This is a genomic window from Dehalococcoidia bacterium, from assembly GCA_025054935.1.
Classification (GTDB): domain Bacteria; phylum Chloroflexota; class Dehalococcoidia; order SpSt-223; family SpSt-223; genus JANWZD01.
The window spans coordinates 82,169-103,934 of record JANWZD010000014.1; the positions used below are offsets into that span (position 1 = coordinate 82,169).

General features: G+C 69.4%; 14 protein-coding genes. 5 read left to right on the plus strand and 9 right to left on the minus strand.

The features are described from left to right. Nucleotides 1-6: 6 nt before the first annotated feature. The 3 genes from NZ773_13900 to NZ773_13910 all read right to left on the minus strand — a co-directional run bounded on the left by NZ773_13900 (nucleotide 7) and on the right by NZ773_13910 (nucleotide 6,989). On the minus strand, nucleotides 7-912 hold the full coding sequence (locus NZ773_13900; protein MCS6803018.1) for an AEC family transporter: 906 nt from the start codon (nucleotides 910-912) through the stop codon (nucleotides 7-9). A gap of 1,251 nt (nucleotides 913-2,163) precedes the next feature. After that, complete coding sequence (locus NZ773_13905; protein MCS6803019.1) at nucleotides 2,164-4,551, minus strand: VIT and VWA domain-containing protein; 2,388 nt, start codon at nucleotides 4,549-4,551, stop codon at nucleotides 2,164-2,166. 80 nt (nucleotides 4,552-4,631) lie between these two features. Continuing rightward, nucleotides 4,632-6,989 (minus strand): glycosyltransferase family 39 protein, encoded by a 2,358-nt coding sequence (locus tag NZ773_13910; GenBank protein ID MCS6803020.1) that lies wholly within the window; start codon nucleotides 6,987-6,989, stop codon nucleotides 4,632-4,634. A gap of 137 nt (nucleotides 6,990-7,126) precedes the next feature. Here NZ773_13910 and NZ773_13915 point away from each other — a divergent pair, with 137 nt between their 5' ends. Both NZ773_13915 and NZ773_13920 read left to right on the plus strand, forming a co-directional pair. Further along, nucleotides 7,127-7,870, plus strand: coding sequence for a CPBP family intramembrane metalloprotease (locus NZ773_13915; GenBank protein ID MCS6803021.1), 744 nt, complete (start codon nucleotides 7,127-7,129; stop codon nucleotides 7,868-7,870). Nucleotides 7,871-7,880: 10 nt separating this feature from the next. Beyond that, nucleotides 7,881-8,324 (plus strand): hypothetical protein, encoded by a 444-nt coding sequence (locus NZ773_13920; protein MCS6803022.1) that lies wholly within the window; start codon nucleotides 7,881-7,883, stop codon nucleotides 8,322-8,324. A gap of 567 nt (nucleotides 8,325-8,891) precedes the next feature. Here NZ773_13920 and NZ773_13925 read toward each other — a convergent pair. From NZ773_13925 to NZ773_13945, 5 genes are all read right to left on the minus strand, one after another. Further along, nucleotides 8,892-10,358, minus strand: a complete 1,467-nt coding sequence (locus NZ773_13925; GenBank protein ID MCS6803023.1) for an amidohydrolase family protein — start codon at nucleotides 10,356-10,358, stop codon at nucleotides 8,892-8,894. Between the two features lie 1,379 nt (nucleotides 10,359-11,737). Continuing rightward, nucleotides 11,738-12,523: an alpha/beta hydrolase gene (locus tag NZ773_13930; protein ID MCS6803024.1), complete on the minus strand. Its 786-nt coding sequence runs from the start codon at nucleotides 12,521-12,523 to the stop codon at nucleotides 11,738-11,740. A gap of 680 nt (nucleotides 12,524-13,203) precedes the next feature. Further along, nucleotides 13,204-13,596: a hypothetical protein gene (locus NZ773_13935; protein ID MCS6803025.1), complete on the minus strand. Its 393-nt coding sequence runs from the start codon at nucleotides 13,594-13,596 to the stop codon at nucleotides 13,204-13,206. Nucleotides 13,597-13,820: 224 nt separating this feature from the next. Continuing rightward, the gene (locus NZ773_13940; GenBank protein ID MCS6803026.1) at nucleotides 13,821-15,731 is read right to left on the minus strand and encodes an ABC-F family ATP-binding cassette domain-containing protein; all 1,911 of its coding nucleotides are present in this window, start codon (nucleotides 15,729-15,731) and stop codon (nucleotides 13,821-13,823) included. Between the two features lie 646 nt (nucleotides 15,732-16,377). Further along, a complete protein-coding gene (locus NZ773_13945) occupies nucleotides 16,378-16,827 on the minus strand; it encodes a nuclear transport factor 2 family protein (protein ID MCS6803027.1) in 450 nt (149 codons plus the stop codon). 30 nt (nucleotides 16,828-16,857) lie between these two features. Here NZ773_13945 and NZ773_13950 point away from each other — a divergent pair, with 30 nt between their 5' ends. Next, entirely contained in the window at nucleotides 16,858-18,357 is a 1,500-nt protein-coding gene (locus NZ773_13950; protein MCS6803028.1) for a penicillin-binding transpeptidase domain-containing protein, read from the plus strand. A gap of 38 nt (nucleotides 18,358-18,395) precedes the next feature. Continuing rightward, on the plus strand, nucleotides 18,396-19,142 hold the full coding sequence (locus tag NZ773_13955; protein ID MCS6803029.1) for a TIGR01906 family membrane protein: 747 nt from the start codon (nucleotides 18,396-18,398) through the stop codon (nucleotides 19,140-19,142). Between the two features lie 7 nt (nucleotides 19,143-19,149). Here NZ773_13955 and NZ773_13960 read toward each other — a convergent pair whose 3' ends face one another. Continuing rightward, nucleotides 19,150-19,971 carry an alpha/beta fold hydrolase gene (locus NZ773_13960; protein ID MCS6803030.1) on the minus strand — a complete coding sequence of 274 codons (822 nt, stop codon included), beginning with the start codon at nucleotides 19,969-19,971 and terminating at the stop codon, nucleotides 19,150-19,152. Nucleotides 19,972-20,051: 80 nt separating this feature from the next. Between NZ773_13960 and NZ773_13965 the strand changes: the two genes are divergently transcribed. Beyond that, nucleotides 20,052-21,515, plus strand: coding sequence for a hypothetical protein (locus NZ773_13965; GenBank protein ID MCS6803031.1), 1,464 nt, complete (start codon nucleotides 20,052-20,054; stop codon nucleotides 21,513-21,515). Nucleotides 21,516-21,766 lie beyond the last annotated feature (251 nt).

Genomic DNA, 21,766 nt, shown 5'->3' on the forward strand with positions numbered 1-21,766 from the left:
GCGGCGTTAGCCGACGCCGAGCCACGTCGCGAGCAGCGTGATCGTGACGATCGCGCCGAGGGTCGTCGCGAGCACCACCCCTGTGACAAAGCGCGGGGCAGCGCGAAACTCGGAGGCGAGGATCACCGTGAACACCGCTGTCGGCATCGCCGCTTGGAGGATCATCACGGCGCGCGTCACTCCCTGCAGGTCGAACAGGTGGACGAGGACGAGCGCCGCCCCGGTCCCGACGACCAGACGCATGACGGTGGCGACAGCGATCTCACGGACCTGAGCGCCGCCCCGGATATCGGCGAGCTGCAGGCCGAGCACCGCCAGCATTCCCGGCACCGCCGCCGCGCCAAGCAGCCCAGCCGCCCGCTCGACCACCAGCGGTACCGGCAGCGACCAGACGAGCACTGCCACCCCTGCCACCCCTGCGTAGCTCACTGGCGTCCGCAGGATGCTGAGCAGCGCTTGGCGCGTGCTCCCGACGCCGCGCGAGGCGAGGAAGACGGCAAGGGTGCCGGAGAGCAAGCTGTGAACGACAAAGAAGACGACCGCCCGCTGCAGGCCCGCCTCGCCGAACGCGAACAGCGCGATCGACAGCCCGAGGTTGCCGGCGTTCATGAAGACCGACGTCAAGAGAAAGGCGCTCGTGTGCGGACCATCCAGCCGAAGCAGCCGCGCCGCGACCCAGCCGAGCGCCAGCATCACCGCTGCGAGCGCCAGCGTGAAGAGCGCGATCTGAGCCGCCTCGTCCACTGCTAGGGTCCCTCCTGTCAGCCCGGAAAAGGCGAGCGCCGGGCTGAACAGATAGAAGACCACTTGGCTGAGCGGTGCCGGCGAAATCTTGCGCCAGCGGCCAAGAAGGTAGGCGGAAGCGACGATGACGAAGACCGGCAGAACGACGTTGACAAAGACGGTCAGCATGGCGCAGGCATTGTCGCGCAGCGGCGCGCCGACTGCCCGCTTCCGCTCAACGCGCCAAGCTGCCTGTCCATCCTGCCCTCAAGCGGCAAACGATCGCGCCGGCCTTGCGGCGCTCGCTGCTGCATCAGCTCCTGTCGTGCGCTTGCCAGCCGTAACCGCCCCGCGCGAAGTGGCCGTCGTTGCGAGGCCGCCGCAGGCGGCTGCGCAACTCCGCGTGCTCCGCGTCCCCTCCATGGCACAGGGATCGCTTGCATCGATCGGGATTGCCGCGCGCCGCTGGCGCGGCGCTCGCAATGACGGGCTGAATAGCCGCCCGGGATGGGTTCCCCCATACGAGCGTGCTCTCAAGAGCGGTGAAAAGCACCGCGCCCAGAACCACGTCATTGCGAGGGGATAGTCGGCTCTCCGGCGCTGCCCCTCTGGCATGAAAAGCGCCACGGCCAGAACCACGTCATTGCGAAAGGGATAGTCGGCTCTCCGGCGCTGCCCCTCTGGCATGAAAAGCACCGCGCCCAGAACCACGTCATTGCGAGGCCGAGGGAACCGAGGCCGTGGCAATCCCGGACTGACCTGCCTTCTGCTAAGAGCGTGAGTGCAACACACCAGATTGCCGCGCTCGCTCGCAATGACGGGATGGACGCCCACGCTGAGGCGCCCCGACCACGGTCGGCGTCGTTGCGAAGCGGCCGCAGGCCGCCGCGGCAACCCCGATCGCTCAGCCTTTTTCAAGCGATACAGGCATGGGCTCTGCATTGGACGGGATTGCCCCGCTCGCTGCGCTCGCTCGCAATGACGGGATGGGATGGCTGCCCCCATTGCGCCGCGCTCTCCGCGCTGCCGGCCAGAACAGTCGTCGTTTCTCTGGACAGTGCCGACCAGAACGAGCGTCGTTGCGAGGCGGCCGCAGGCCGCCGCGGCAACCCCGCACGGCGCGCCCACGAAGAGGGGCGGTTAGGCGGATTGGGCGGCAGCGGACTGAATTGCCGCGCTCGCTCGCAATGACGGGACGGGATGGGCGCCCGTCATTGGCTCGCCCCCAAGACGGTTCTCTGAAGACCGTTGGCGAGCGCCGCGACGAGGCCCAGCATCATTGCGAAGCCGAGGGAACCGAGGCGGCGGCACTCCCGTTCTCATCTGCGCCCGCCGTCCGGAAAGCCAACGCAGCGCGGACCCGCTCGGGGTGACAGCGGCGGGCATCATCGGGATGGTTGAACCTGCCCGCGGGCAGTAATGGCGGGAGACGCGGCGCGCTTACCAGCCGACTTCGAGTTCGAGGAAGCGGCCGACCAACTCACCGTGCGGATCGACGAGGACGACCGCCACGTCATCATCGGGGCTGACAGCGAGATGGAGCGGACGCGCCTCCTGACGCAGCAGGTCAGCAAGGCGGACCCGAGCGCGGGGGACGCTGCGGTCGCCGATGAAGATGAGCAGCCAGACGTCGCCGCTTGGCCGCGCGTCGCTCCGGGCGACGAGCCGCGACAGGACCGCCCGCGGCGGCAGCGCGCCGCGACCGCGGCTCGAGTCGAAGAGAACGAGGTCGGCGGGAACGCTCCCGCGGAAGAGGACGGCTGAGCGCGGCGCTGACGGCGCTCCCGCTGTCTCAGCGATGCTTGGGAAGGCTTCGACCGCTCTCATCAGTTGCAGCTCACCCGGCGAGGACGGCTGGGCGAGCGCCAGCAGCGTCATCGAACCGCGGGACGACAGAAAGCGGTCAGACCAGCCCGCCGGCAGCGCGTTCGCCACTACGACCCGCGTCTCGACCAGCTGGCCCGCTTCCTGGCGGACAGCGACGAACGCCGTCTCCGACGACGCCAGCCCCGCGGCGAGCGCCTCGCGAACGAGGAGACCCTTCAGGGCGCGTTCGGCGGCGGCGCGCCGGTTTTCGGGATAGACCGTTCGCGCTCCGGCAGCGAGGCTGGGGTCGTAGCCGAGGCGGGCGAGGAAGGCGCGCAGGTCGTCCGGCGCGAGGCTTGCGCCGACCAGATACTCGAGGGTCGCCACCCGGCGCGCGCCGAAGAAGGGCGCAAGCGCGATCGGCGCGGGAACCGCCTCGGTCTCGGCGAGAACGCCGGTCGGCCCGACCAATCGCGCCCGCAGCGGCGCGCCGTCCTCTGCCCGCGCCAGCACGACGCTCGCCCGGCCCGGTCGGAGGTCGCCGAGATCGATCTCGCACCACTCCGCGCCGCGCGCCGTACCGCCAGCCGCCAACTCGACTAGGGGGCGGTTCAGTGCCAAGCGGAGACCGCCGAGGACCGGCCCGCTCCAGAAGGCGAGCATCTCGTCGAGCGCGGTCGCGATGTCTTCGGCAGCAGGGTCGCTCGTCAGAAAGCGGGCAATGCCGCCGCCCCGGTCGGCGAGCTCGCCGGCGAGGAAGCTGTTCGGCGCGGCATCGATGCAGAGAACGCTGATTCGCCGGCGGTCCGGGCGCTGTGCCTCCTCGTCCGCAAGACGGAGGATGCGGGCTGCGTCGGTCACCTCGGCATCGGTGACGACGATGACATGCCCGGCGCGGCCGCTGCTCCGCGGAAGGCGGAGCGCCTGCTCGAGGGCGACGCCGAGCTCAGTGCCGCCGCCATCGCGCGCTGCCTTCAGGAACGCGACCGCCGCCCGGACATTTTCAGCGGTCGCCGGCTGCGGCACCGAAGCGAACCAGCGCGTTGTGGAGTGGAAGACGCCGAGGGCGAAGGTCGGCCGCTCGCCGGGCTCTTCAGAGAGCTGAGTCAAGAAGCGCTCGACGGCCCAATCGGCCGCGGCCCACTTCGGCCCCTCCATCGAGCCGGAGTGATCGACGAGAAGGATGACCTCGCGCGCGCGTTCGACGGCGCCCGCGACGCCGCCCGGCACGGTCGCCAGCGCGAGCAGATAGCGCCGGCCGCCGGCAGGCTGCTCGAAGAGCGCCAGCCCGCGCCCGGACGCTGGCCAGCGGAGGACACAGTCACGGTCCGGCAGCGCCTCGCCCTCAGCCAGCCGGACGCGCAGGCCGTCCGCTTCGGCGGTCAGCGCCAGGCGGTGGGTCGGGCTGGTCACCTCCGGCGCGCCGGCAAACCGCACGTCAAGCGCAAAGCGGTGGCCGGGGTCACGCACGAGAGCGAGCGGCTGCCCGGCCGCCGGCCGTGAGCCGGTCTCGTCGCCGCGGGAATAGCGCGGCGCGATCGTGAGCGGGACGCGGAGCGTCCAGGCGTCACCCTCGTCGCGGGCAAGCTGGACGTAGCGGGTGGTGACGGCCACGTTCTCGTCGGGCGGGATGCCGGCGACGCGCAGCGTGAACACGTCCGGCGACTCCCGCGTCAGCAGCGCCGCCTGGCGTCCCTCGGCCACCGCCTTGCCGTATGCCCGTTCGCTTGCCTCCCGCTCGGCGAGCGTCGCCACGATCGTCACCGTGCCGAAGCGGACCGTCACGCCCGTCACGGCGGCGTCGCCGGGCAGCGGAAAGCGGTAGAGTGCCTCGACGACACCGGCATGCTGGCTGCGGTCGAAGCGGTAGACATGAGTGAGGACAAGGTCGGCGAACGGCCCGACGACGCAGCCGGTCAGATCGGTGCGCCGGAGCGGGATGAAGCGGCCGGCCTCGCCAGCAATCTCGAGCGTGGCGACCGGCGCGGCCGGGGAATTGTCGAAGCGCGCGGTGCGAAACATCAGCCTCCCTCGCCGCCGGCGGCGGCTCTGGCAGGATCAACGCCGCCGGCCGCCGAGGGTTCCTCCCGGCAGCCGACCCCTCAGCCCCCGACCTGGATCGGACGCTCGAGGCGCAGCCAGGCCGGGCCGATCGGCGCGCCGCCGTCGCGCAGCCCGACCTCGATCCAGAGGTCGCCGCGTCCGGTGGGCACCCGGAGGGACTGCGTGTCGCGAACGAGCGCACCGCGCGGCCAGCGGTCAGTGGGATAGGTGCCGGCTGCGGGCAGCGCCTCACTCGCCGTCAGCACCGTGCCGTCCGGCGCAACGAAGCGCACCGCCACTGCCAGCGAACGGTCGACCGGCTCGACAGCCCGCCAGAAGAGGCGCAGCAGCAGCGGCTCGCCGGCCCGGAAGACGGTTCGCTCCAGTTCGAACCCCGCCAGTTCGATGGAGCCGAAGGCGGCCCGCTGGCGCTGGAAGCGGAACGCCTCTTCGGGAACGTCGCCGGGCAGCACCTCCAGCCGGCCGATGAGGACGTGGTCTGCTCCATCGAGGGTGCCGATCCGCGCGCCGTCGGGACGGTAGAGGCCGATCTCGACGGCATAGCGGCCCGGCGGCGTGCCCGGCGGCACTTCAACCCAGTAGGGGTCGACGATCGGCGCGCCGACCGGCCACTTCGTCATCGGAAAGACATCGCTGACCGGCCGCTTGTCCAGCTGGCCGTAGACTTGGTTGCCGGCGTTCAGGAAGTGGACAAACGCCCAAAGGTCCTCCCGCTGGCGCTCGAGGAGACGCCAGTAGAGCGTCAGCCCGACGACCTCGCCCGGCCGCGCCGCCAGCTTGTCGGTGTCGTAGCCCTCAAAGACGATCCCGCGCTCAAAGAGCGTCCGCCGGACGAAGCGGATTTCAGGCTGCTCCTCGAACCGGATCTCCGGCGAGAGGTCGTAGGCGTGGAGCCAGACGCCGCGCAGTTCCTCCGCTGGCCGCGCCGGCTCGGCGAAATCCTCGAGGAGACGGAGCACCGTCCGCGTCGGGTCAGCGAGATCGTCCTGCCAGCGCAACAGCCAGAGGCGCGGATGGCGGGCCGCGATCGCGTCGAGCTGGGAGGCGACTTCGACGAGCGGACGCTCGAGGTCGAGCAGCGGCCCTGGGGGCAGCGGATAGACAGCGCGCGGCGTCCGGGCATAGTAGCGGACGTTGGGCTCGGCATGGCCGCCGACAACGACGAGCGCGTCCTCCGGTCCTGCTTCCGCCTCGACCACCGCCATCGCGTCACGGAAGGTCTGGGCGGCGAGGTCGGCGTCGGCGGTCTGCTCGCCGCTTCCGAGGATGACGAGGGCAGCGAGAGCGCCGCCGGCAAGAACCGGCCCGGCACGGCGGACAGCGAGGAGGGCCGCTAGGCCGCCGCCGAAGGCGAGAAGCGGGCCGAGCGCCGCCGGCAGCAGGTAGCGCGGAGCGAACTTCGGGGCCGCGCCAAGAAGCACGAGCAGCCCGAGCGTTGGGACAGCGATCAGGGCGATGACGAGCAGCCCCGCCGTCCGCCGGCGGAGCGCCAGCCAGCCGATGCCGAGGGCGAGCAGCACCAGCCCCAGCCCGGCGACAATCGCTGCGCCGTCCGCGCCGCGCCCGACCCCCGCCGCGGCGGCGAGCAGGCTCTCCAGGAGGACAGCAGTTCGGTCGATGGGACCGCGAAAGTAGCTCGCGTTCTCGGCCGAGAGGCCGCGCGCGATCGCCAGCCACGGCGCGACGAGCAGCACAGCGACGCCAAGAGTGAAGAGCGCCGCGCCAGCGCGGACGACGCGCCGGCCAGCCAGCGCCGCGAGACCGAGCGCGAGTCCGGCAAGCGGCAGGATGGCGAGGAGATGGGTCGCCGTCGCGAGGGCGGCCGCCGCGCCGAGCGCCAGCCACCGCCGTGCCCCGCCGCGCTCCACCGCCGCCGCGCCCGCCCAGACCGCGAGCGCCACCGCGAGCAGCGCCAGCGCGTACATCCGCCCTTGGCGGCTGTGCCAGACGAGCCAGGGGGACCAGGCGGCGAGGAGCGCCACGAGGAAAGGCGAGGCGCCCGCCGACCGGCTGAGGAGCGCGCGCGCAACCGCGGCGGCAACGACGATCGTCAGCGTGCCGGCGAAGGCAGCAGGCAGCCGGAGCGCGAATTCGGTATCGCCGGCGAGCGCCATCCAGCCGTGCAGGACGAGGAAAGACCCCGGCGGATGCTCAACGGCAGCCGCCGCCTGGATCAGGTCGCCGAGGGGACGCCGCGCGATGTCCCAGCTGCTCGCCTCGTCATGCCACAGCCCGGCCGCGCCGAGACCGGCGACGCGGACCGCGAAGCCGCCCAGCACAGTCGCAAGGAGGAGCCAGTCGAGCAAACGCCTCGCAGGCGCGGCCGGATGGTCCGGTCGCGGCTGGACCGCAGTCGTCGCCGGGTCTTGGTGGAACACGCCCTCGCCCCACGGCATTACCGCACGAATGGCTGATGCCGCAACCGGATCGTAGCCGGAGCTACCGCCTGCCCCATCACGCGGAACATTCTGCCCCTCGCGCGCGTTCCGGCGGTAGCGGCTGGAGCCGCCGACGCCGCATGATAGAGGAGCCGATGACCGAGACCGCTGTTCCGACTGGGAGCGCGCCCCTGGCGCAAGCCGACCGCCTCGACTGGAAAGACCTCGCGATCGCCCTTGGTGTGCTGGCAGCAATGGTCGGGGTGCTGGCCGGCCTGATCGTGGCGGTGTCACTGAGCGGGGTAGTGACCCCAGCCGCGTTCGAGGACGGCTCAATCCTGCCGGCTCTCATCGGCTTCCAGACGCTTGCCTTCACGCTGGCAGCGCTCGCTCCGCTGCTGCGCCACCGCCGCGCCGGTCCCGGGCTGCTCGGCGTTCGGCGCGTCAACGGGCGCTGGCTGCTCGCTGCCGTGGCCCTTGGGGCGGCCACCCGCGGCCTTGTCCTCCTCGCCTTGCTCGCCGTCACCGCGGCCGGCATCGACGTCGGCAATCCGCAGCAGGAATTGCTCGCCGCCACTCGGGGCGCCTGGCCGTCTTTCCTTCTCCTCATCCTGACCGGCGCTGTGCTGACTGCGGTCGGCGAAGAGCTGCTCTTTCGCGGGCTGCTATTCGGCTGGCTGCGGACGCATCTCCCCTTCTGGCCGGCTGCAGCAGGAAGCGCGCTCGTCTTCGGGATATTCCACGGCGTCAATGTCGTGCTGCCGGTTGCGGTCGCGATCGGGGTCCTCTGCGCTGCGCTCTACGAGCGGACACGCTCGATCTGGCCGCCGGTCCTCGTCCACCTGACAAACAACCTGCTGGTCTTCGTCACCGCCCGCCTCTTCGCCGGCGGGGCCTAGCTCGGACGCCATGGACGACCTTGACCGCGCGATCGACCGAGCCGCCGGCTGGCTGCTGCGCGAGCTGGGAACTCCGCTGCTGCCGTCGCAGCGGGCGCTTGTGCGCGCCGCGCTCGAGGCGGGCTACCTCTACGGCGAGCACGAAAAGACCGACCTTCGCTTGGCCGCGGTCGGCGCAGCCTATGTCGATGCCTCAGAGCGGCTCGGCCGCGTGCCGGTGATCGTCCGAGCGATCGCCAGCGGGCTGTACGGCGTTATCGCCGCCCTCGACCCGCCGTTCACCGCGGAGGAAGAGGCGACGATCCGCGCCCTCGGGGGCGGCATCAGCGAGGACGGCGCGGTGTTTGCCGTGCCGAGCATCGAGACCGCGGTCGCGCTCATCCCTGCCTGTCAGGCGCTCTACGAACGGCGGCGCGGCGCATCGTCCTCGCCGCCGGGCACAGAGACGGTCTGAGCGTTCGGGCGGCGCGCGGGCTCGGAGGAGGAGCCCTCGCCAGCCGCCGCCGACCGCGAGGCCGGCACAGAGTAGCCCGCCGTTTAGAGCCCAGCTCAAAGGCGCCCGCGTCGCCTCCCCGCAGCGCGACCTGCGCCAGGCACTCAACGTCCGGGGCAGGACGGTGCGCGCCAGTCCCCGGCATTGATGCTCCTACGGGCGCCGCCGCCTAGGGCAGTCAGCACGCGCAGACCCGGCTGACGGGGCCGCCATGCCGGGCGCAGGAGCGGCCCACATGGCCGCCCCCGCCCCCTCGTCAGGAGGCGACTGCGAGCGTGTGAGCGCGGCAGTGAGAGAAGAGCCGCCGCAGGGAAGCCGGCAGGTTCGGCCGCCGCAGTGCACGCAGCGGGGGGCGGATGACGGAGCCCGAGATAAAGCGCGGCGTCGCGCTTGGTACTGCCGCTGGGAGGTCGCAGGTGCGAGAGCGCGCAGTCGCTGCCGCGCTAGCGACGAGCGCTGGCAGCTGTGCCGGCCTGCGCGCGGCTGCGGCAGACGGATGCTTCGGCAGGCCGCCCTCTCTCGCTCGCGCTAGAAGTATCGCCAGCCGCGATACGTTTGGCCAGGACGCCGCGGCGGCAAGAGGCGGTCGTTGCCTGCTTTCTCGAACAGGGTCTTGGCCGCCGCTTCGGCCTCGGCGACCACCCTTTCCTCGTCCCAGACGGTCGAGCGGCCATCCTCGATCAAGATTTTGCCGTCCACCATCACGAGGTCGACCATCGACGCCTCGGTACACCAGACGAGGGTGGAGAGCAGCCGCCGGTCGTCGAAGCGCGGCGAGAAGGCTGGGCGGTCGGTGTCGACGACGATGAGATCGGCGGCGCGGCCGACAGCGAGGCCGTTGACGGCCGGGTCAAGAAAGAGGGCGCGCGCGCCGGCAACAGTCGCCATCTCGAGGACGGTCTCCGTCGTCGGAGTGACGTCTGCGTCCTGCGGGTCGCCGGCGAGCTGCTCGGCGAGCTTGCGCGTTGCCGTCCCGACGAGGCAGAGCCGCATCGCCTCCCAGAGCGACGTCGTCGGATGGGAATTGGGCGCGTCGGTGCCCAGCCCGGGGACAACGCCGACGGCGAGGAAGTGATGGAGCGCCGGGCCGTGCTCGCGGTACATCCGACCGAGGGGGACCATGCACGCTTTCACGCCAAGGTCCGCCCAGATCTCATACTCGTAGGGCAGCATCTGGAACGACTTGCCGCCGAGCGTCTGGTCGTCGAGGATGCCGAGGCGGGCGCAATACTCGACCGCGCCGCCGGCGATGCCCCGGGCGCGAAAGGTCTCCCGCCACAGTTCGCCCGAGAGGTCGATGTCGAAGGGCGCGCCAAGCGCCCGCACCCCCTCACGCAGCGCTACCAGCTCCTCGCTCGTCGCGACCCAGCTCGGGTTGATCGGACTGGCTGTCACCTCGATCCGACTGCTCTTCCAGCGTGCGCGCAGCCGCTCGACCTCCCGCAGCACCGCATCGACCGACTCAATCGCCTCCGCCGGAACCAGCGACGGCTCGGAGAGGTGACAGCGCGAAACGAGGGCGCGCATGCCCGACTCGTCGATGGCGTGAAGCACGCCCTCGATGTTGTCGCGCGGGATGTTGGTGAAATGCTGGTCATGGACGGCCGTTGTCCCGCCTTTCAGCATGTCGAGCAGGTGGAGCCGCACGATCGCGGCGGTCACCTCGGCGCCGGCGTGCTTCCAGAGCCCAATCTGCTCGTGGGCGAAGGCGGCCATTCCCGCTGCCGAGGGGAGGTCGTCCATCCGCGCGCGATAGACAATCTGGTCGAGATGGTTGTGGGCATTCACTAGCCCCGGCAGGATCACTTTGCGCCGAGCGTCGATCGTGCGCGCCGCCCGGCCGGTCCACGCTGTGTCCGGGCCGACGCTGGCGATGCGGCCGCCCTGCACTGCGAGATGACCGTCCGTGAACACGCGCCGCTCGTCGTCAAGGGTGACAATGTAGCCGTTGCGGAAGACCACATCCGCCTGCTGCTCCATGGGCGCCTCCTTCATCGGTGTCATCGTAGCATCGGGACCGTCGGCCACGGATGGAGGCGCAGTCGGCCCTTGCGAGGGGGCGCGGATCCGGCCGGGCAGGCGCTATGGTCCGCACGTGACGAGAGGGCCCGAGAACGAGGGCGGTGGAGCAGGGCTCGGTCGCCGTCCGGGCGGAACGCTGCTCGCCGCGTTCCTGCCGGCACCAGCGCGGGCACCCGCGCTGGTGTGAGAGCCGCATGCTCGAGAACCGGCCCCAAGTGGGCAGCGGCGAGTTTTCCCCGGGGCTGCGCAGCCGGGTCGGCGTACCCGGCAAGACTTCTCTCTGTGAAACGCGCGTCCTTGCGCCGAACAGGCAGTGAGCGCAGCACTCGACGCCGTCAACGGCGCGGCTTGGACCAGCGTCCGTACCCGGCAGGATTTGCGAGCGCGCCCGCCTTGCTTGATGGTTGGAACGTACGCTTTCCTCGTCAACAGGCAGCTGGTCCGCCGCGACCAGCGGCGCGTCGTGGTAACGCCGTTCGCTCCCGGCGATGAGCAGATTTCGTTCCCCCGGAGGCGCCGGCCAGCCGTTCACGGTCGTGGCAACCTCGGCGTCCAGCCCCGCCAACTTCAGCCTCGCCGGTCCCGGCGCACCGTAGTTCCTCGGCAGCAGTCCCGGCGGCATGGACACCGCTTGGAACTTCGGGTAACTGGGTCGATCGAGCTGAACAAGGCCGGCGACCGGGTCTCGGTCGCCTCCGATTTCTGGACGATCGACTCGCTCGGTACTCGCTCGTCTGGCTGCGCCAAGCGACGTCCGACCTGCTCTCCGGCCAGCCGGCATTCGTCGACCGCTTCGAGTTCCGCCGCAAGCCCGGGGAGGAGCAGCTCCTCCCCTCCCCAGCGGGGGATACGCCGCCGCGAGGAGGCACGACGTGCTGCGGCCGGGGTTGCCGCGGCCGCCTTGCGGCAGCCTCGCAACGGCGCCTGCGCTGACCGCTTCTGCCCAGAAAGACAACGCCGGTGCGGGCCGGCTCGCCTCAGCCTTCTGCAACTCGGCAGTCGACTGCCAGCAGCCTCGCAACAACGGCAGTGCCGACCGGCAAAGCGCAGAACGTGCCATACCGCAGGCGCCTATCCAGCCCGTCATTGCGAGCCGGCCGTCAGGCCGGCGCGGCAATCCCGCTCAGCGCAGACGCTCCCCCCGCATCGTGGAGGAGGGGACGCAGAGCGGCCGGGGTTGCCGCGGCCGCCTCGCAACGACGCCTGCGCCGACCGGCACTGCGCAGAAAGACAACGCCGGCGCTGGCCGGCAGAGCGCAGAAAAACGATACCCGCCTTGGCGGCTCAGCGCCGCCGACGCATCTGCGCCATTCGCGGCCAGGGGCAATCAGCGGGCCGGGCGCCGCCGCAGCTTAGCGAGCAAGAAAGTCGTGGACGATGCGGACAAATTCGTCAGGCGCATCATCGGCAACGTTCACGCCGCCATCCTCGATCACAGCGAGCTCGGCGCCGGGGATAACCGCAGCCGCGCGCTCGGAGTCAGGACAGATCGGGTCGCCGCGTCCCACCACGATGAGGGTCGGCACCGCGATCCGCCTCGCGAGCGCAGCGTCGTCATAGGCCGCAACAGCATGGTAGGCCCAATGCCAGGTGTCGCCCGCCTGCAGCCGCTCGATCAAGCAGCGGCGAGCGACGTGCGGCGTCAGCCAGCGCCCGCCGAGAAAGCGGATGCCCGCCATGTAGCCTTCCAGCTCGGCTCCTTCGACCGAAAACGTGCCGGGCTTGGCGTTGGCAAGGCCGGCGCGCATCTCCTCGCGCAGCAGCGGATAGCCGACCGGAACATACTTGCGCACCCGCCCGGGATAGTCGGCGGCGATAATGCCCGCGATCAGGGCGCCGGTGTGATGGCCAAGCGCATCGAACTGGCGGATTCCGAGGAGATCGCACGCTTCGACGATCCGGCGGGCATAGTACGGGAGATCTGGTTTGATAGGCGGAAGGTCCGATTCGCCGTAGCCCGGCGTGTCGAAGGCCCAAACGTGGTGGCCAAGCGCAGCGAACTTGGGCAGCACCGCTTCCCACATCCGCGCCGAACTCGGATTTTGGTGGAGCAGCACGAGCGGAAACCCGTCGCCGCCGGTGTGATAGTGAATTTGCCCTTCGGGCGTCGTGACATAGCCGCGCAGGATCCTCGTCATCGGCTGCACCCTCCCGTCCGACAATCGTACTGGATCGCTCGAAGGAGAACGTCGAGCGGACAGCGCAATCAAGAAGCACCGTCTCCAGCGCGCAAGAGCCGGCAGCCGCCGAGAGCGAGCGAGACGAGAAAGGCGCCGTCGCCGCGCCGGGATTGAACGGCCGAGAGATGTCGCCCACCAGCGGGGAGGCTAAGCTGCACGGCTATGCAGCCGCTCCGGACTCGGACAGTCGGACACCCGACGCCGCGCCCCGCGATGAGCAGGCCGAGCGTCCGCGCCCGAGGCGCACACGACTTCCCACGGCGCTACCCCGCGGCTCAGAGGCGGACAATCAGGGCGAGCCGCCGACGAAGAACGCCTCTGCTCCGGGAGGAGCGTCACGCTCCCGGCAGCAGAAGAACTAGGGCGCTCCTCGGCGACGAGCCGGCAGCGGCTTTGTTTCCGCGATGAGCCCGCCCCCAACGCCCGCGAGGATGGTCAGAACAGGAACAGCAGTCGGTCTCTCTGCCGCGCGCCGCTTCTGCGCCTGAAAGTGCGCCCCGTCGGGCACGCATTCCCGGGCTCAGAGCGGCGGCGAAGCAGCTCGGTGTCAACGAGGAGAAGACGTCGAGTGCTGCGCTCTCGGAGCGGTACGACAGCCCCGCCCCGAAGAGCGACTGGAGAGAACAGCGACGACGTCGTCAGCGTCCGAAGGCAGTTCGGACGTTCGGCTGAAAGAGATAGTAGAGAATGAGGCCGTTGATCGCGAGACCGAGAATAGCGCCGAAGTTGCCGGTCACAATCTGAACGATCGCGATGACCAGGCCCACCCCCGCAACAATGATGCCGAGCGTCCACGCCCAGCCCTTGAGCGTCCAGGCGCCGTACGCAAACGCCAACTGCAGCAGCGCCACCACCACCGTGACAAGGCCGAGGAGAACGGCAAGCCCGCCGAGCGCGCCAGCCTCCCCTGTTGGGCCCATCGCCGCTACCATGCCGCCGCCAGCGACAACCGTCAAGCCCGCCAGCAGGCCGAGGATACCCCAGATGACTGCGAGGATTGCGAGGATCGTGACGCCAACCGGTCGCTGCATCGCGCTGCTCCTCCTTCCAACAGAGTGGACCAGCCATCTCTTTTTGGCCATTCGCACAGTAGCAAATCTTGCGCAAGACAGGAACGAGTTTCGGGAAACTGATACCCGCGTTTGTGCGAGGTCAGAGCTGATTGCCGCGGGAATGCACTCCTCGGGCCGCGAGACCCCTTAGCGCATTCGACGCCAGAAAGAGTAGCGATGCTGCGGTCGCCCGGCTCGGGCAGCTAGCCGGCATCCTCCGCCAAGACCGCCCACCGCTCGAGCAGCGCCTCGATCTCGGCTTCGAGGCGCGCATGCTCCTCGAGCAGCTCAGCGGAGAGCGCGGGGTCGCGATAGGTCGCGGGATCAGCAAGGGCCGCCTCGACCTCTGCTTTGCGCTCCTCGCGCTCTTCAAGGGCGGCTTCGATCTGCGCGAGCGCTCGGGCGGCGCTGGCGGCGCTCCGCCTCGCCTTCCGAGCGACATCGCGGCCCGGCTGGAGCGCAAGCGGCGACGGCGCAGGCGAAGCGAGGGGGAGCGGCGCCCCAGCCGGTTCGGCACGCTTGCGCAGGTAAAACTGGTAGTCTCCGTCGTACAGGGTCGCTTTGCCGTCCGCGAGAGCAAGGATCTTGGTGGCGAGCCGGTCGACGAGATAACGGTCGTGCGAGACAAAGACGAGCGTTCCCGGGAAGGCAGCAAGCGCCGCCTGCAGCGCCTCACGCGCCGGAATATCGAGGTGGTTTGTGGGCTCGTCGAGGAGGAGAACATTGTACGGCCGAACAAGCAGCCGAGCGAGCGCGACGCGGTTCCGTTCTCCTCCCGAAAGAACGCGGATCTTCTTGAAGACCTCGTCGCCGCGGAAGAGAAAGCGGGCGAGCATGCTGCGCACCGCTCCTTCGCTCCAGTCGAGCGGCGCGACAGCGGTTACCGCATCGATCACGCGCATGTTTTCATCAAGCACGTCGGCGGCGTTCTGGGCAAAGTAGCCGACACGGACGTTCTGTCCCCAAGTGACGCTCCCGCTGTCAGGCTTCTCGAGGCGGGCGAGCAGCCGCAGCAGGGTCGACTTTCCCGCACCGTTCGGGCCGAGCAGCGCGAGCCGGTCGCCGCGCTCGACTAGGAATTCGACGTCGCGGAACACAACCGTCTCGCCATATGTCTTGCTGACGGCGCGCACGCGCAGCACGTCGCGGCCGCTCTGCGGCGCTTCGGCAAAGCGGAAGGCGGGGGGGCGTTCTTCCCGCGGCGCCTCGACAATCTTGAGTTTGGCGAGCTGCTTTTCGCGGCTCTGGACGAACGAGGCTTTCGAGGCGTTGGCGCGGAAGCGCTCGAGGGTTTCGCGCTGAGCAGCGAGATACTCCGCTTGGCGCCGCGCAGCGGCTTCCTGAGCGGCGAGCCGGCGCGCCTTCTCTTCGGCATAGTTGCGATACGAGCCGGGATAGGAAGTGATGACGTGGTTCTCCAGTTCAAGCGTGCGTGTCGTCACTCGGTCGAGAAAGTAGCGGTCGTGCGAGACGATCAGCGCGGTGCGCGGGCGGGAAGTCAGATACTCTTCGAGCCAATCGACAGCGGAGGCATCGAGATGGTTGGTCGGCTCATCGAGCAGCAGCAGCTCGTTGCGGCCAAGCAAGAGCCGGGCGAGAGCGATGCGTACCTGCCAGCCGCCGGAGAATGCGCTCACCGGCCGCTCCGCTTCATCGTCCGAGAAGCCGAGGCCGTGCAGCACCTTGCCGATCTCCGCCTCGGCGGTGTGTCCCTCGAGCCGGTCGAACGCCTCGTGGAGTTCGGCTTGGCGGTGAATAAGCGCCATCAAGGCAGGATCGTTCGGAGCGAGATGACGGAGGCGCTCCCCGATCTCTGCCAGCTCACGCTGCGTTGCAAGCAGTTCGTCGAAGACCTGCCACATCGCCTGGCGGACCGTCCAGTGGGGGTCGAGCCCCGTGTCTTGAGCGAGATAGCCAATCCGCCATCCGGGCGCGAGGATGACCTGTCCAGCGTCAGCCGGCAGCGCGCCGCGGATGATGTCGAGCAGGGTCGTTTTGCCCGCGCCGTTCGCGCCGACCAGCCCCACCCGCTCTCCGGGCCGGATCTCGAAGGAGACCTCCCGCAAGACGGTGCGGGCGCCGTAGCTTTTGGAAACTCGGACGACGCGAAGCATGCCAGTCCTCTGATGAACTCGCTCGGAGTATACCGTCTGCCTTGCTGTTCGGCGGGTGAAGCACTCGGCAGCAGGTCCGCAGTCCCATCATGGCACACCGTCATTGCGAGCGCCGGCCGCCGGCGCAGCGGACGCAGCACTCCCGCTCTTTCCCGCCCATTCCTCTAGGCGTGAGGACGCGGCGCCCGCCGGTCGGGATTGCCACGGCAGGCGCTGTGCGCCCGCCTCGCAATGACGGCTACCAAGTACGGCCCGCTCATCTCGCCGCTGCAAGCAGGCGGTCCATCCCCCAGCCAGCACGCGTCCGCGCCGCGCGCCGCTCGTCCCCCGCACGGGCAGGCTGGCCAATACGGGCCGTCATTGCGAGCGCCGGCCGCCCGCGCGGCAATCCTAGTCTTTCTGCCCACCCCTCGGAGCATCATGACGGCTACGGACGGGGGCGCAAAAGGCATCGTCTCCGCCGAGTGGAGTGCGACGAGCGCGCCCCGCTCCGAACATCGCCACTCGCGACGCCGGGCTTGGTGGGGTGCCCTCCATTGCCGCCGTCGCGAGGCGCGAGCGGCGCGGAGCAGGCCGGCTCATCCCGAGGTCGCGCCGTCCGACGAGGTGCCGACGGGGTCAGCGCGCAAGGCAAAGCGCCCGCCGGCTAGAAGCCGGGCGTGACCCGGCTCTCGGCGCACTGACGCACTTGGGTGAGCATGGCGAGCGGTCCCTCGAGGTAGTGGAAAAAGCGCCATCCCTTCGGCGTGCGGCGAAACGCGGCGGAAACGCGCACGTCTCCGCCAATCGGGGGGCGCGCGCCGATCGCGGCATCCCAATGGAGGCGGAAGAAGGCAAGCGCGACGCTGGGCGCCACCTCCCGCACGCGCAGGTCCGACACGAGCACTTGGATGCGATCGATCGTTTTCGCCGTCTCCGTCCAGTAGGCCCGGATGGCAGCATGGCTGTGCATCGGCTCAGCCGCTTCCTCGGCCACATAGAGGGGCTCGGGATCGTCCTGGTCCCAGAGGCTGGCGAGCCCTTCGACGTCCTTGGCGCGCCAGTAGGCTTGCCATGTTTGGAGCAATTGCGCCACCTCATCGCGCACGTCGGCCATCAGTCCTCCCGCGGGGCGATAATAGCAGTGATGAACCGGCGGATAAGCCGCCTCGCGCTGCTCCAACTGCTCGGGCTTAGCGCCGCCGGCGCAGCGCTCGGCTACTGGCAGATCGTGCGCGCCCCCGAGTTGGTCGCTCGCGCCGACAACCCGCGTCGCCTCGACGAACAGTGGCGGACAGTGCGCGGGCGGATGCTCGACCGACGCGGCCGGCCGATTGCGCTCAGTGAGGTTGCTGCTGATGGCTATGTCCGGCGCGTCTATCTGGTGCCGACGCTGGGCGCGGTCACCGGCTTTATGAATCCCCTGCAGGGCATGACCGGCCTCGAGCGCGCCTACGATGACCATCTCTCGGGCCGCACGGGGCTCGACCCGCAGACCGCCTTCGCGCGCCGCGTGCTTCACCGGCCCGCTGTGGGCTCCGATCTCGTCTTGACCATCGACCTTGACCTGCAAGCCGCCGCGGAGCGCGCCCTCGCCACGGGACCGCAGGTTCCCGGCGCGGTGATCGCGCTCGACCCGCGCAGCGGCGCGGTACGCGCCCTTGCCACCACCCCGACCTTTGACCCGAACCGGCTCACCTTCGACCCGACGCGCGACGATTGGAACGCCGAGAACGCTGCCGTCGCCGCCTACGCCGCCGAACTGAACGCGAACCCGGCCCGGCCGCTGCTCAATCGCGCCACCCAGGGGCTTTACCCGCCAGGCTCGACGTTCAAGACGGTCACCCTCGCCGCAGCTTTGGAGCGCCGCCTCGCCCGGCCTGACCACCGTTTCCGATACGAGCTGAAACCGCCCGACCGCGATCATCGCTCTGCCTGGCACCACAACCAGTTTGTCTCCTGCCAGAACCACTCCCAGAGCGAGTTCGATCTCGCCCATGCCTTCGCCTTCAGCTGCAATGTCGCCTTCGCCGACCTCGGCACAGAACTGGGAGCCTCCGTCTACCTCGAGATTGCCCGCGGGCTGGGGATGGACCAGGCCCCGCCCTTCGAGCTGCCCGTCGAGGTGAGCCGGCTTGCCTCGCGGCCAGACTTCTTCACCGGCGAGGAGCGCTTCTATGCCATCGCGGCAACAGCAATGGGACAAGGGGAAATCCTCGTCACGCCGCTTCAGATGGCGCTCATTGCGGCGGCGATGGCAGCTGGCGGGCAGCCGCCGGTCCCGTATCTGGTCGAGGAGATCCGCCGGCCGGATGGGAGCGTCATCCACAAGCACCAGCCGCGACGCTGGACGAGCGGGGTCTCGTCCGGAACGGCTGCGGCTGTCCGCGACATCATGGTGACGAGTGTCAACGACGGCTGGGCGAGCGGAGCACGCCTTGCTGGGGCGGCAATCGGCGGCAAGACCGGCACCGCTGAGCTGGGAGTTCTCCGCGCTGAGCCGCACGCGTGGTTCATCGGTTTTGCGACCGCCGACACCCCCCGGATTGCGCTCGCGCTGATTAAGGAGAGCAGCGGGATGTCCTCGGCGGTCGCTGCGCCGGCGGCACGGATTGTCTTCGAGGCAGCCCTCAGCGGTGCTGCGTAGCTTTTGACCACGCAGCCGAGGCGGCCTATGCTTGCGGTATGCTGCGGCTCGCGACTGGCGCTGCCACTTTCCTCGTCATCCTTGCCTTTCCGGTCGTTTTCACGGGAACCGCAGTGCGCCTGCTCTTCTCCTGGCAGCCGCTCTACGAGTACAGCTTCGACCGCTATCGCGTCGCTGTTGCCACCGGGATCGACCGGGCCGACCTGAGCCGCGTCGCGCAGGCACTGATTGCCTACTTCAACAACGAGGAGCCGACGGTCAACCTGTCCATCACCCAGCGCGGGACGACGCGCGACGTCTTCACTGAGCGTGAAGTGCTGCATATGGTCGATGTCAAGGCGCTCGTGCGCGGCGTTGTCCGCGCGCAAGAAATCGCCTTCTTCGTTGTCATCGCCTTTATCGCGATCGCGGCATGGCGGGAGCGCGTGGGCGCGGCGCGCCGCGTCGGTACGGCGATGCTGTGGGGAAGCGGGCTCACCTTCGCCTTGCTTGCTGCCCTTCTCGCTCTTTCCCTCGCCGACTTCGAGACGCTCTTCCTGCAGTTTCACGTACTTAGCTTTCAGGGAAACGACTACTGGCTGCTCGACCCGCGCATCCACAACCTGATTGCGATGTTTCCCCCCCCTTTTTGGTTCGACGCCACGCTCCTGCTCGGCATGAGCATCGCCCTGCAGGCGGCGATTGTCCTGCTCGCGGGTTGGCAGCTGCGCCGGTTCTTTAGCCCGGCCGCCCTGCCGGCCGCTTCTCTCGCTTGCGGGGAGCCCCCCGCTGAACGACGTAGGTGAAGCGCAATTAGGCCGGCGTGCGGTGGACGCTCTCCCAGCCGACGCGGTCGAGGAAGTCCTGCACGAGACGATTGAACTCGACGGGGCGCTCCTCGTTCGCGATGTGGCCGGTCTCGGGAAGGACGGCGAGCGACGCCCCCCCGATCGTCTCGGCGATGCGGCGCGCCGCGTCGGGCGGGGTCACTTGATCCTCGTCGCCGACGATGACGAGCGCAGGAAGACCGAGTACCCGAAGTCGGTCGGTGATATCAGGGCGATCCCACATGGCGAGCAGACAGCCAGTGAGCCCAGCGAGATTGTTTTCGGTGTACCGTGCACGCCACCAGTGGCGGAAATCGGGCTTTGTCTCGCGAAACCGCTTTCCGAAATAGCGCTCTCCGACATCGTCAGCCAGCCTTTCCAACCCGTGCTCGTAAATCGCGCGCAGACGGAGCAGGAGTTGGTCCGCCGGAGTTATGAACTCAGGGAGCGCGGTGTCGGCAAGGATAACCGCGGCGACCCGCGTGGGAAAATCGACAACCGCTTGCATGGCGATCATCCCGCCCATCGACAATCCGCAGACGACAGCCTGCTCCACTTCTAAGACATCCAAGAGCGCTGCCAGATCGACCGCCAGTTCGCGCATCGTGTAGCCCTTGGTTGCGACATCCGTCATGCCGTGGCCGCGCACGTCGTAGGCGATGGCACGGTAGCCTCTGCCGAAATAGTCGAGCTGAGGCTGCCATGACGAGGACTCGAAGCCGTGGCCGTGGATGAACACGATCGGCCGGCCCTCGCCCTGAACGCGCACTCCCATGGTGATCCCGTTGGCATACAATCGCTGCAGCATCTCACCCTCCCGTTCCGAGGCTTGCCAAGCGAGGAGACGATTTCGATACTCCCGGCAGCGGAGTGTGCCGGAGAGAAACGATGCGTCGTCTCGTGTGGGGTCTCGCGCTGCTCAGTCTAGCCGCAATCGCCATCGTCGGGCGTGAGCGTGCCGAGGCGACCGACCAAGCGCGCAATCTCCTCAAGAACGGTCTCTTCGAGGAGTGGGTCAGCTGGGGCGATGTCACGGTGGGGCTGTACTGGGCGCCCTGGGTCGTGCTCGGCAGCCCCACCTTCAACCGCCACGGGCATGAGCCGGGGCAGCAGATCATGAGCGAACGCGGCGCATTCGTCGCCGGCCTCTACCAAGAGATTGCCGGCGTGACGCCCGGCGCCCAGTACTACGGCTATGTCGGCAGCGCCTCGCTCTATTGGGGTAACCCCGAGGGCCGATTCGAGGAAGTGTGCCGCGCCGTCGGCATCGACCCGACCGGCGGCACTGACCCGCGGTCGCCGGAGATCGTTTGGGGCAATGTCACCTGCTCGAACAAGCGCTGGGATTTCAAGGATGACCCCAACGCCAACGCGGCAAAGGTGCGGGCGGTCGCCAAAGGGCCGAAGGTGACGTTCTTCCTGCTCGCCGCCAACCTGCGCGGTGACAACCTTGCCCAAGTCTGGTTTACCGACGCTGCAGTGCTCCTCGACAGCGAGCGGCCGTCCGGCACCCCGACGACCGTCCCGGCGTTCGGCTTCCGTCCCGCTCCCGGCGCGACCCCGCCGCCCTCGGTCTCCGCGACGGCGATCGCGCGAGTGTTAGGCCGGGACGCGGCGCCGACCGCAACCGTCGCCGCGAGCGCGACGCCAGCCACCGCCGGCAGCCCACGCCGTGCCGAGCCGGACTTCAGCCTCCACGACGGCGGCCGGGAGATCGGTCGCTTCTACACTCAGACCGCTCGGGATGGCCACGGCTATGCCGTCGTCGACCGCGGCGCCACACGCTGGTGGAGCGAGTTCACTCGCCTCGGCGGCATTGCGGCGCTCGGCTACCCAATCAGCCGGCCGTTCACCGCCCCGGACGGCTTCCAGTACCAAGCGTTTCAGCGCGCTGTCCTTCAGTGGCGGCCAGAAAGAAACGGCGCGGTGCTGGCGAATGCGCTCGACTGGCTGTCGGATGCCGGCCGCGACGAGTGGGCGTTCACGCGCGGCATTCCTCGCGCCATCAAGGATGACGGCTCGAACGGCGACTTCGCTCGGGCGGTCGAGGTCCGCCTAGGGTGGCTGACCGAGCCCGCGATCGAGCGGCGTTTCCGGGAAGACCCCGCCACCGGTAACCGCTGGTCGGTCGAGGAGGCGATCGCTCGCTATGGCCTGCCCGCCTCACTTCCGGAGAAGAGCGGTCCCTTTATCGTTCAGCGCTTCCAGCGCATCGCCTTTCAGTACTGGGTCGAGGACGCGCCGGGCGGGCTTCCGCGCGGCACGGTCGTTCCTCTTCTCGCCGGCGACCTGCTCGCTGATGCCGGCCTCATCCCCGCGGCAGCGCGCCAGCCCGAGCCGCCGCCAGCATAGCCGGCTCCACGGAGCGACCGTCTCCGCCGGCCGCCTGCCGGCAGCAGCGCCGAGGGTCGCACGGCGCGTCTCCGAGCCCGCCAGTGCGCGGCCCGCGCCGCAGCTGGCGACGGGTCGGCCGAGCCGGTCATTGCGAGGCCGAGGGAACCGAGGCCGTGGCAATCCCGATCGCAGCCCGCACTGGCCCTCGAGAGCAATGCCGGATTGACCTGCCCTCTGCCTTTTTGCTGGGGCGCGCGGGGCGCCCCGTG

Excerpts from the sequence above, each read along its gene's own strand:
- NZ773_13915 (MCS6803021.1), top strand. The coding sequence starts at position 7,127 with ATGACCGAGACCGCTGTTCCGACTGGGAGCGCGCCCCTGGCGCAAGCC.
- NZ773_13935 (MCS6803025.1), bottom strand. The coding sequence starts at position 13,596 with ATGCAGCGACCGGTTGGCGTCACGATCCTCGCAATCCTCGCAGTCATC.
- NZ773_13965 (MCS6803031.1), top strand. The coding sequence starts at position 20,052 with ATGCGTCGTCTCGTGTGGGGTCTCGCGCTGCTCAGTCTAGCCGCAATC.
- NZ773_13955 (MCS6803029.1), top strand. The coding sequence starts at position 18,396 with ATGCTGCGGCTCGCGACTGGCGCTGCCACTTTCCTCGTCATCCTTGCC.
- NZ773_13945 (MCS6803027.1), bottom strand. The coding sequence starts at position 16,827 with ATGGCCGACGTGCGCGATGAGGTGGCGCAATTGCTCCAAACATGGCAA.
- NZ773_13930 (MCS6803024.1), bottom strand. The coding sequence starts at position 12,523 with ATGACGAGGATCCTGCGCGGCTATGTCACGACGCCCGAAGGGCAAATT.
- NZ773_13960 (MCS6803030.1), bottom strand. The coding sequence starts at position 19,971 with ATGCTGCAGCGATTGTATGCCAACGGGATCACCATGGGAGTGCGCGTT.
- NZ773_13920 (MCS6803022.1), top strand. The coding sequence starts at position 7,881 with ATGGACGACCTTGACCGCGCGATCGACCGAGCCGCCGGCTGGCTGCTG.
- NZ773_13940 (MCS6803026.1), bottom strand. The coding sequence starts at position 15,731 with ATGCTTCGCGTCGTCCGAGTTTCCAAAAGCTACGGCGCCCGCACCGTC.
- NZ773_13925 (MCS6803023.1), bottom strand. The coding sequence starts at position 10,358 with ATGAAGGAGGCGCCCATGGAGCAGCAGGCGGATGTGGTCTTCCGCAAC.
- NZ773_13905 (MCS6803019.1), bottom strand. The coding sequence starts at position 4,551 with ATGTTTCGCACCGCGCGCTTCGACAATTCCCCGGCCGCGCCGGTCGCC.
- NZ773_13950 (MCS6803028.1), top strand. The coding sequence starts at position 16,858 with ATGAACCGGCGGATAAGCCGCCTCGCGCTGCTCCAACTGCTCGGGCTT.
- NZ773_13900 (MCS6803018.1), bottom strand. The coding sequence starts at position 912 with ATGCTGACCGTCTTTGTCAACGTCGTTCTGCCGGTCTTCGTCATCGTC.
- NZ773_13910 (MCS6803020.1), bottom strand. The coding sequence starts at position 6,989 with ATGCCGTGGGGCGAGGGCGTGTTCCACCAAGACCCGGCGACGACTGCG.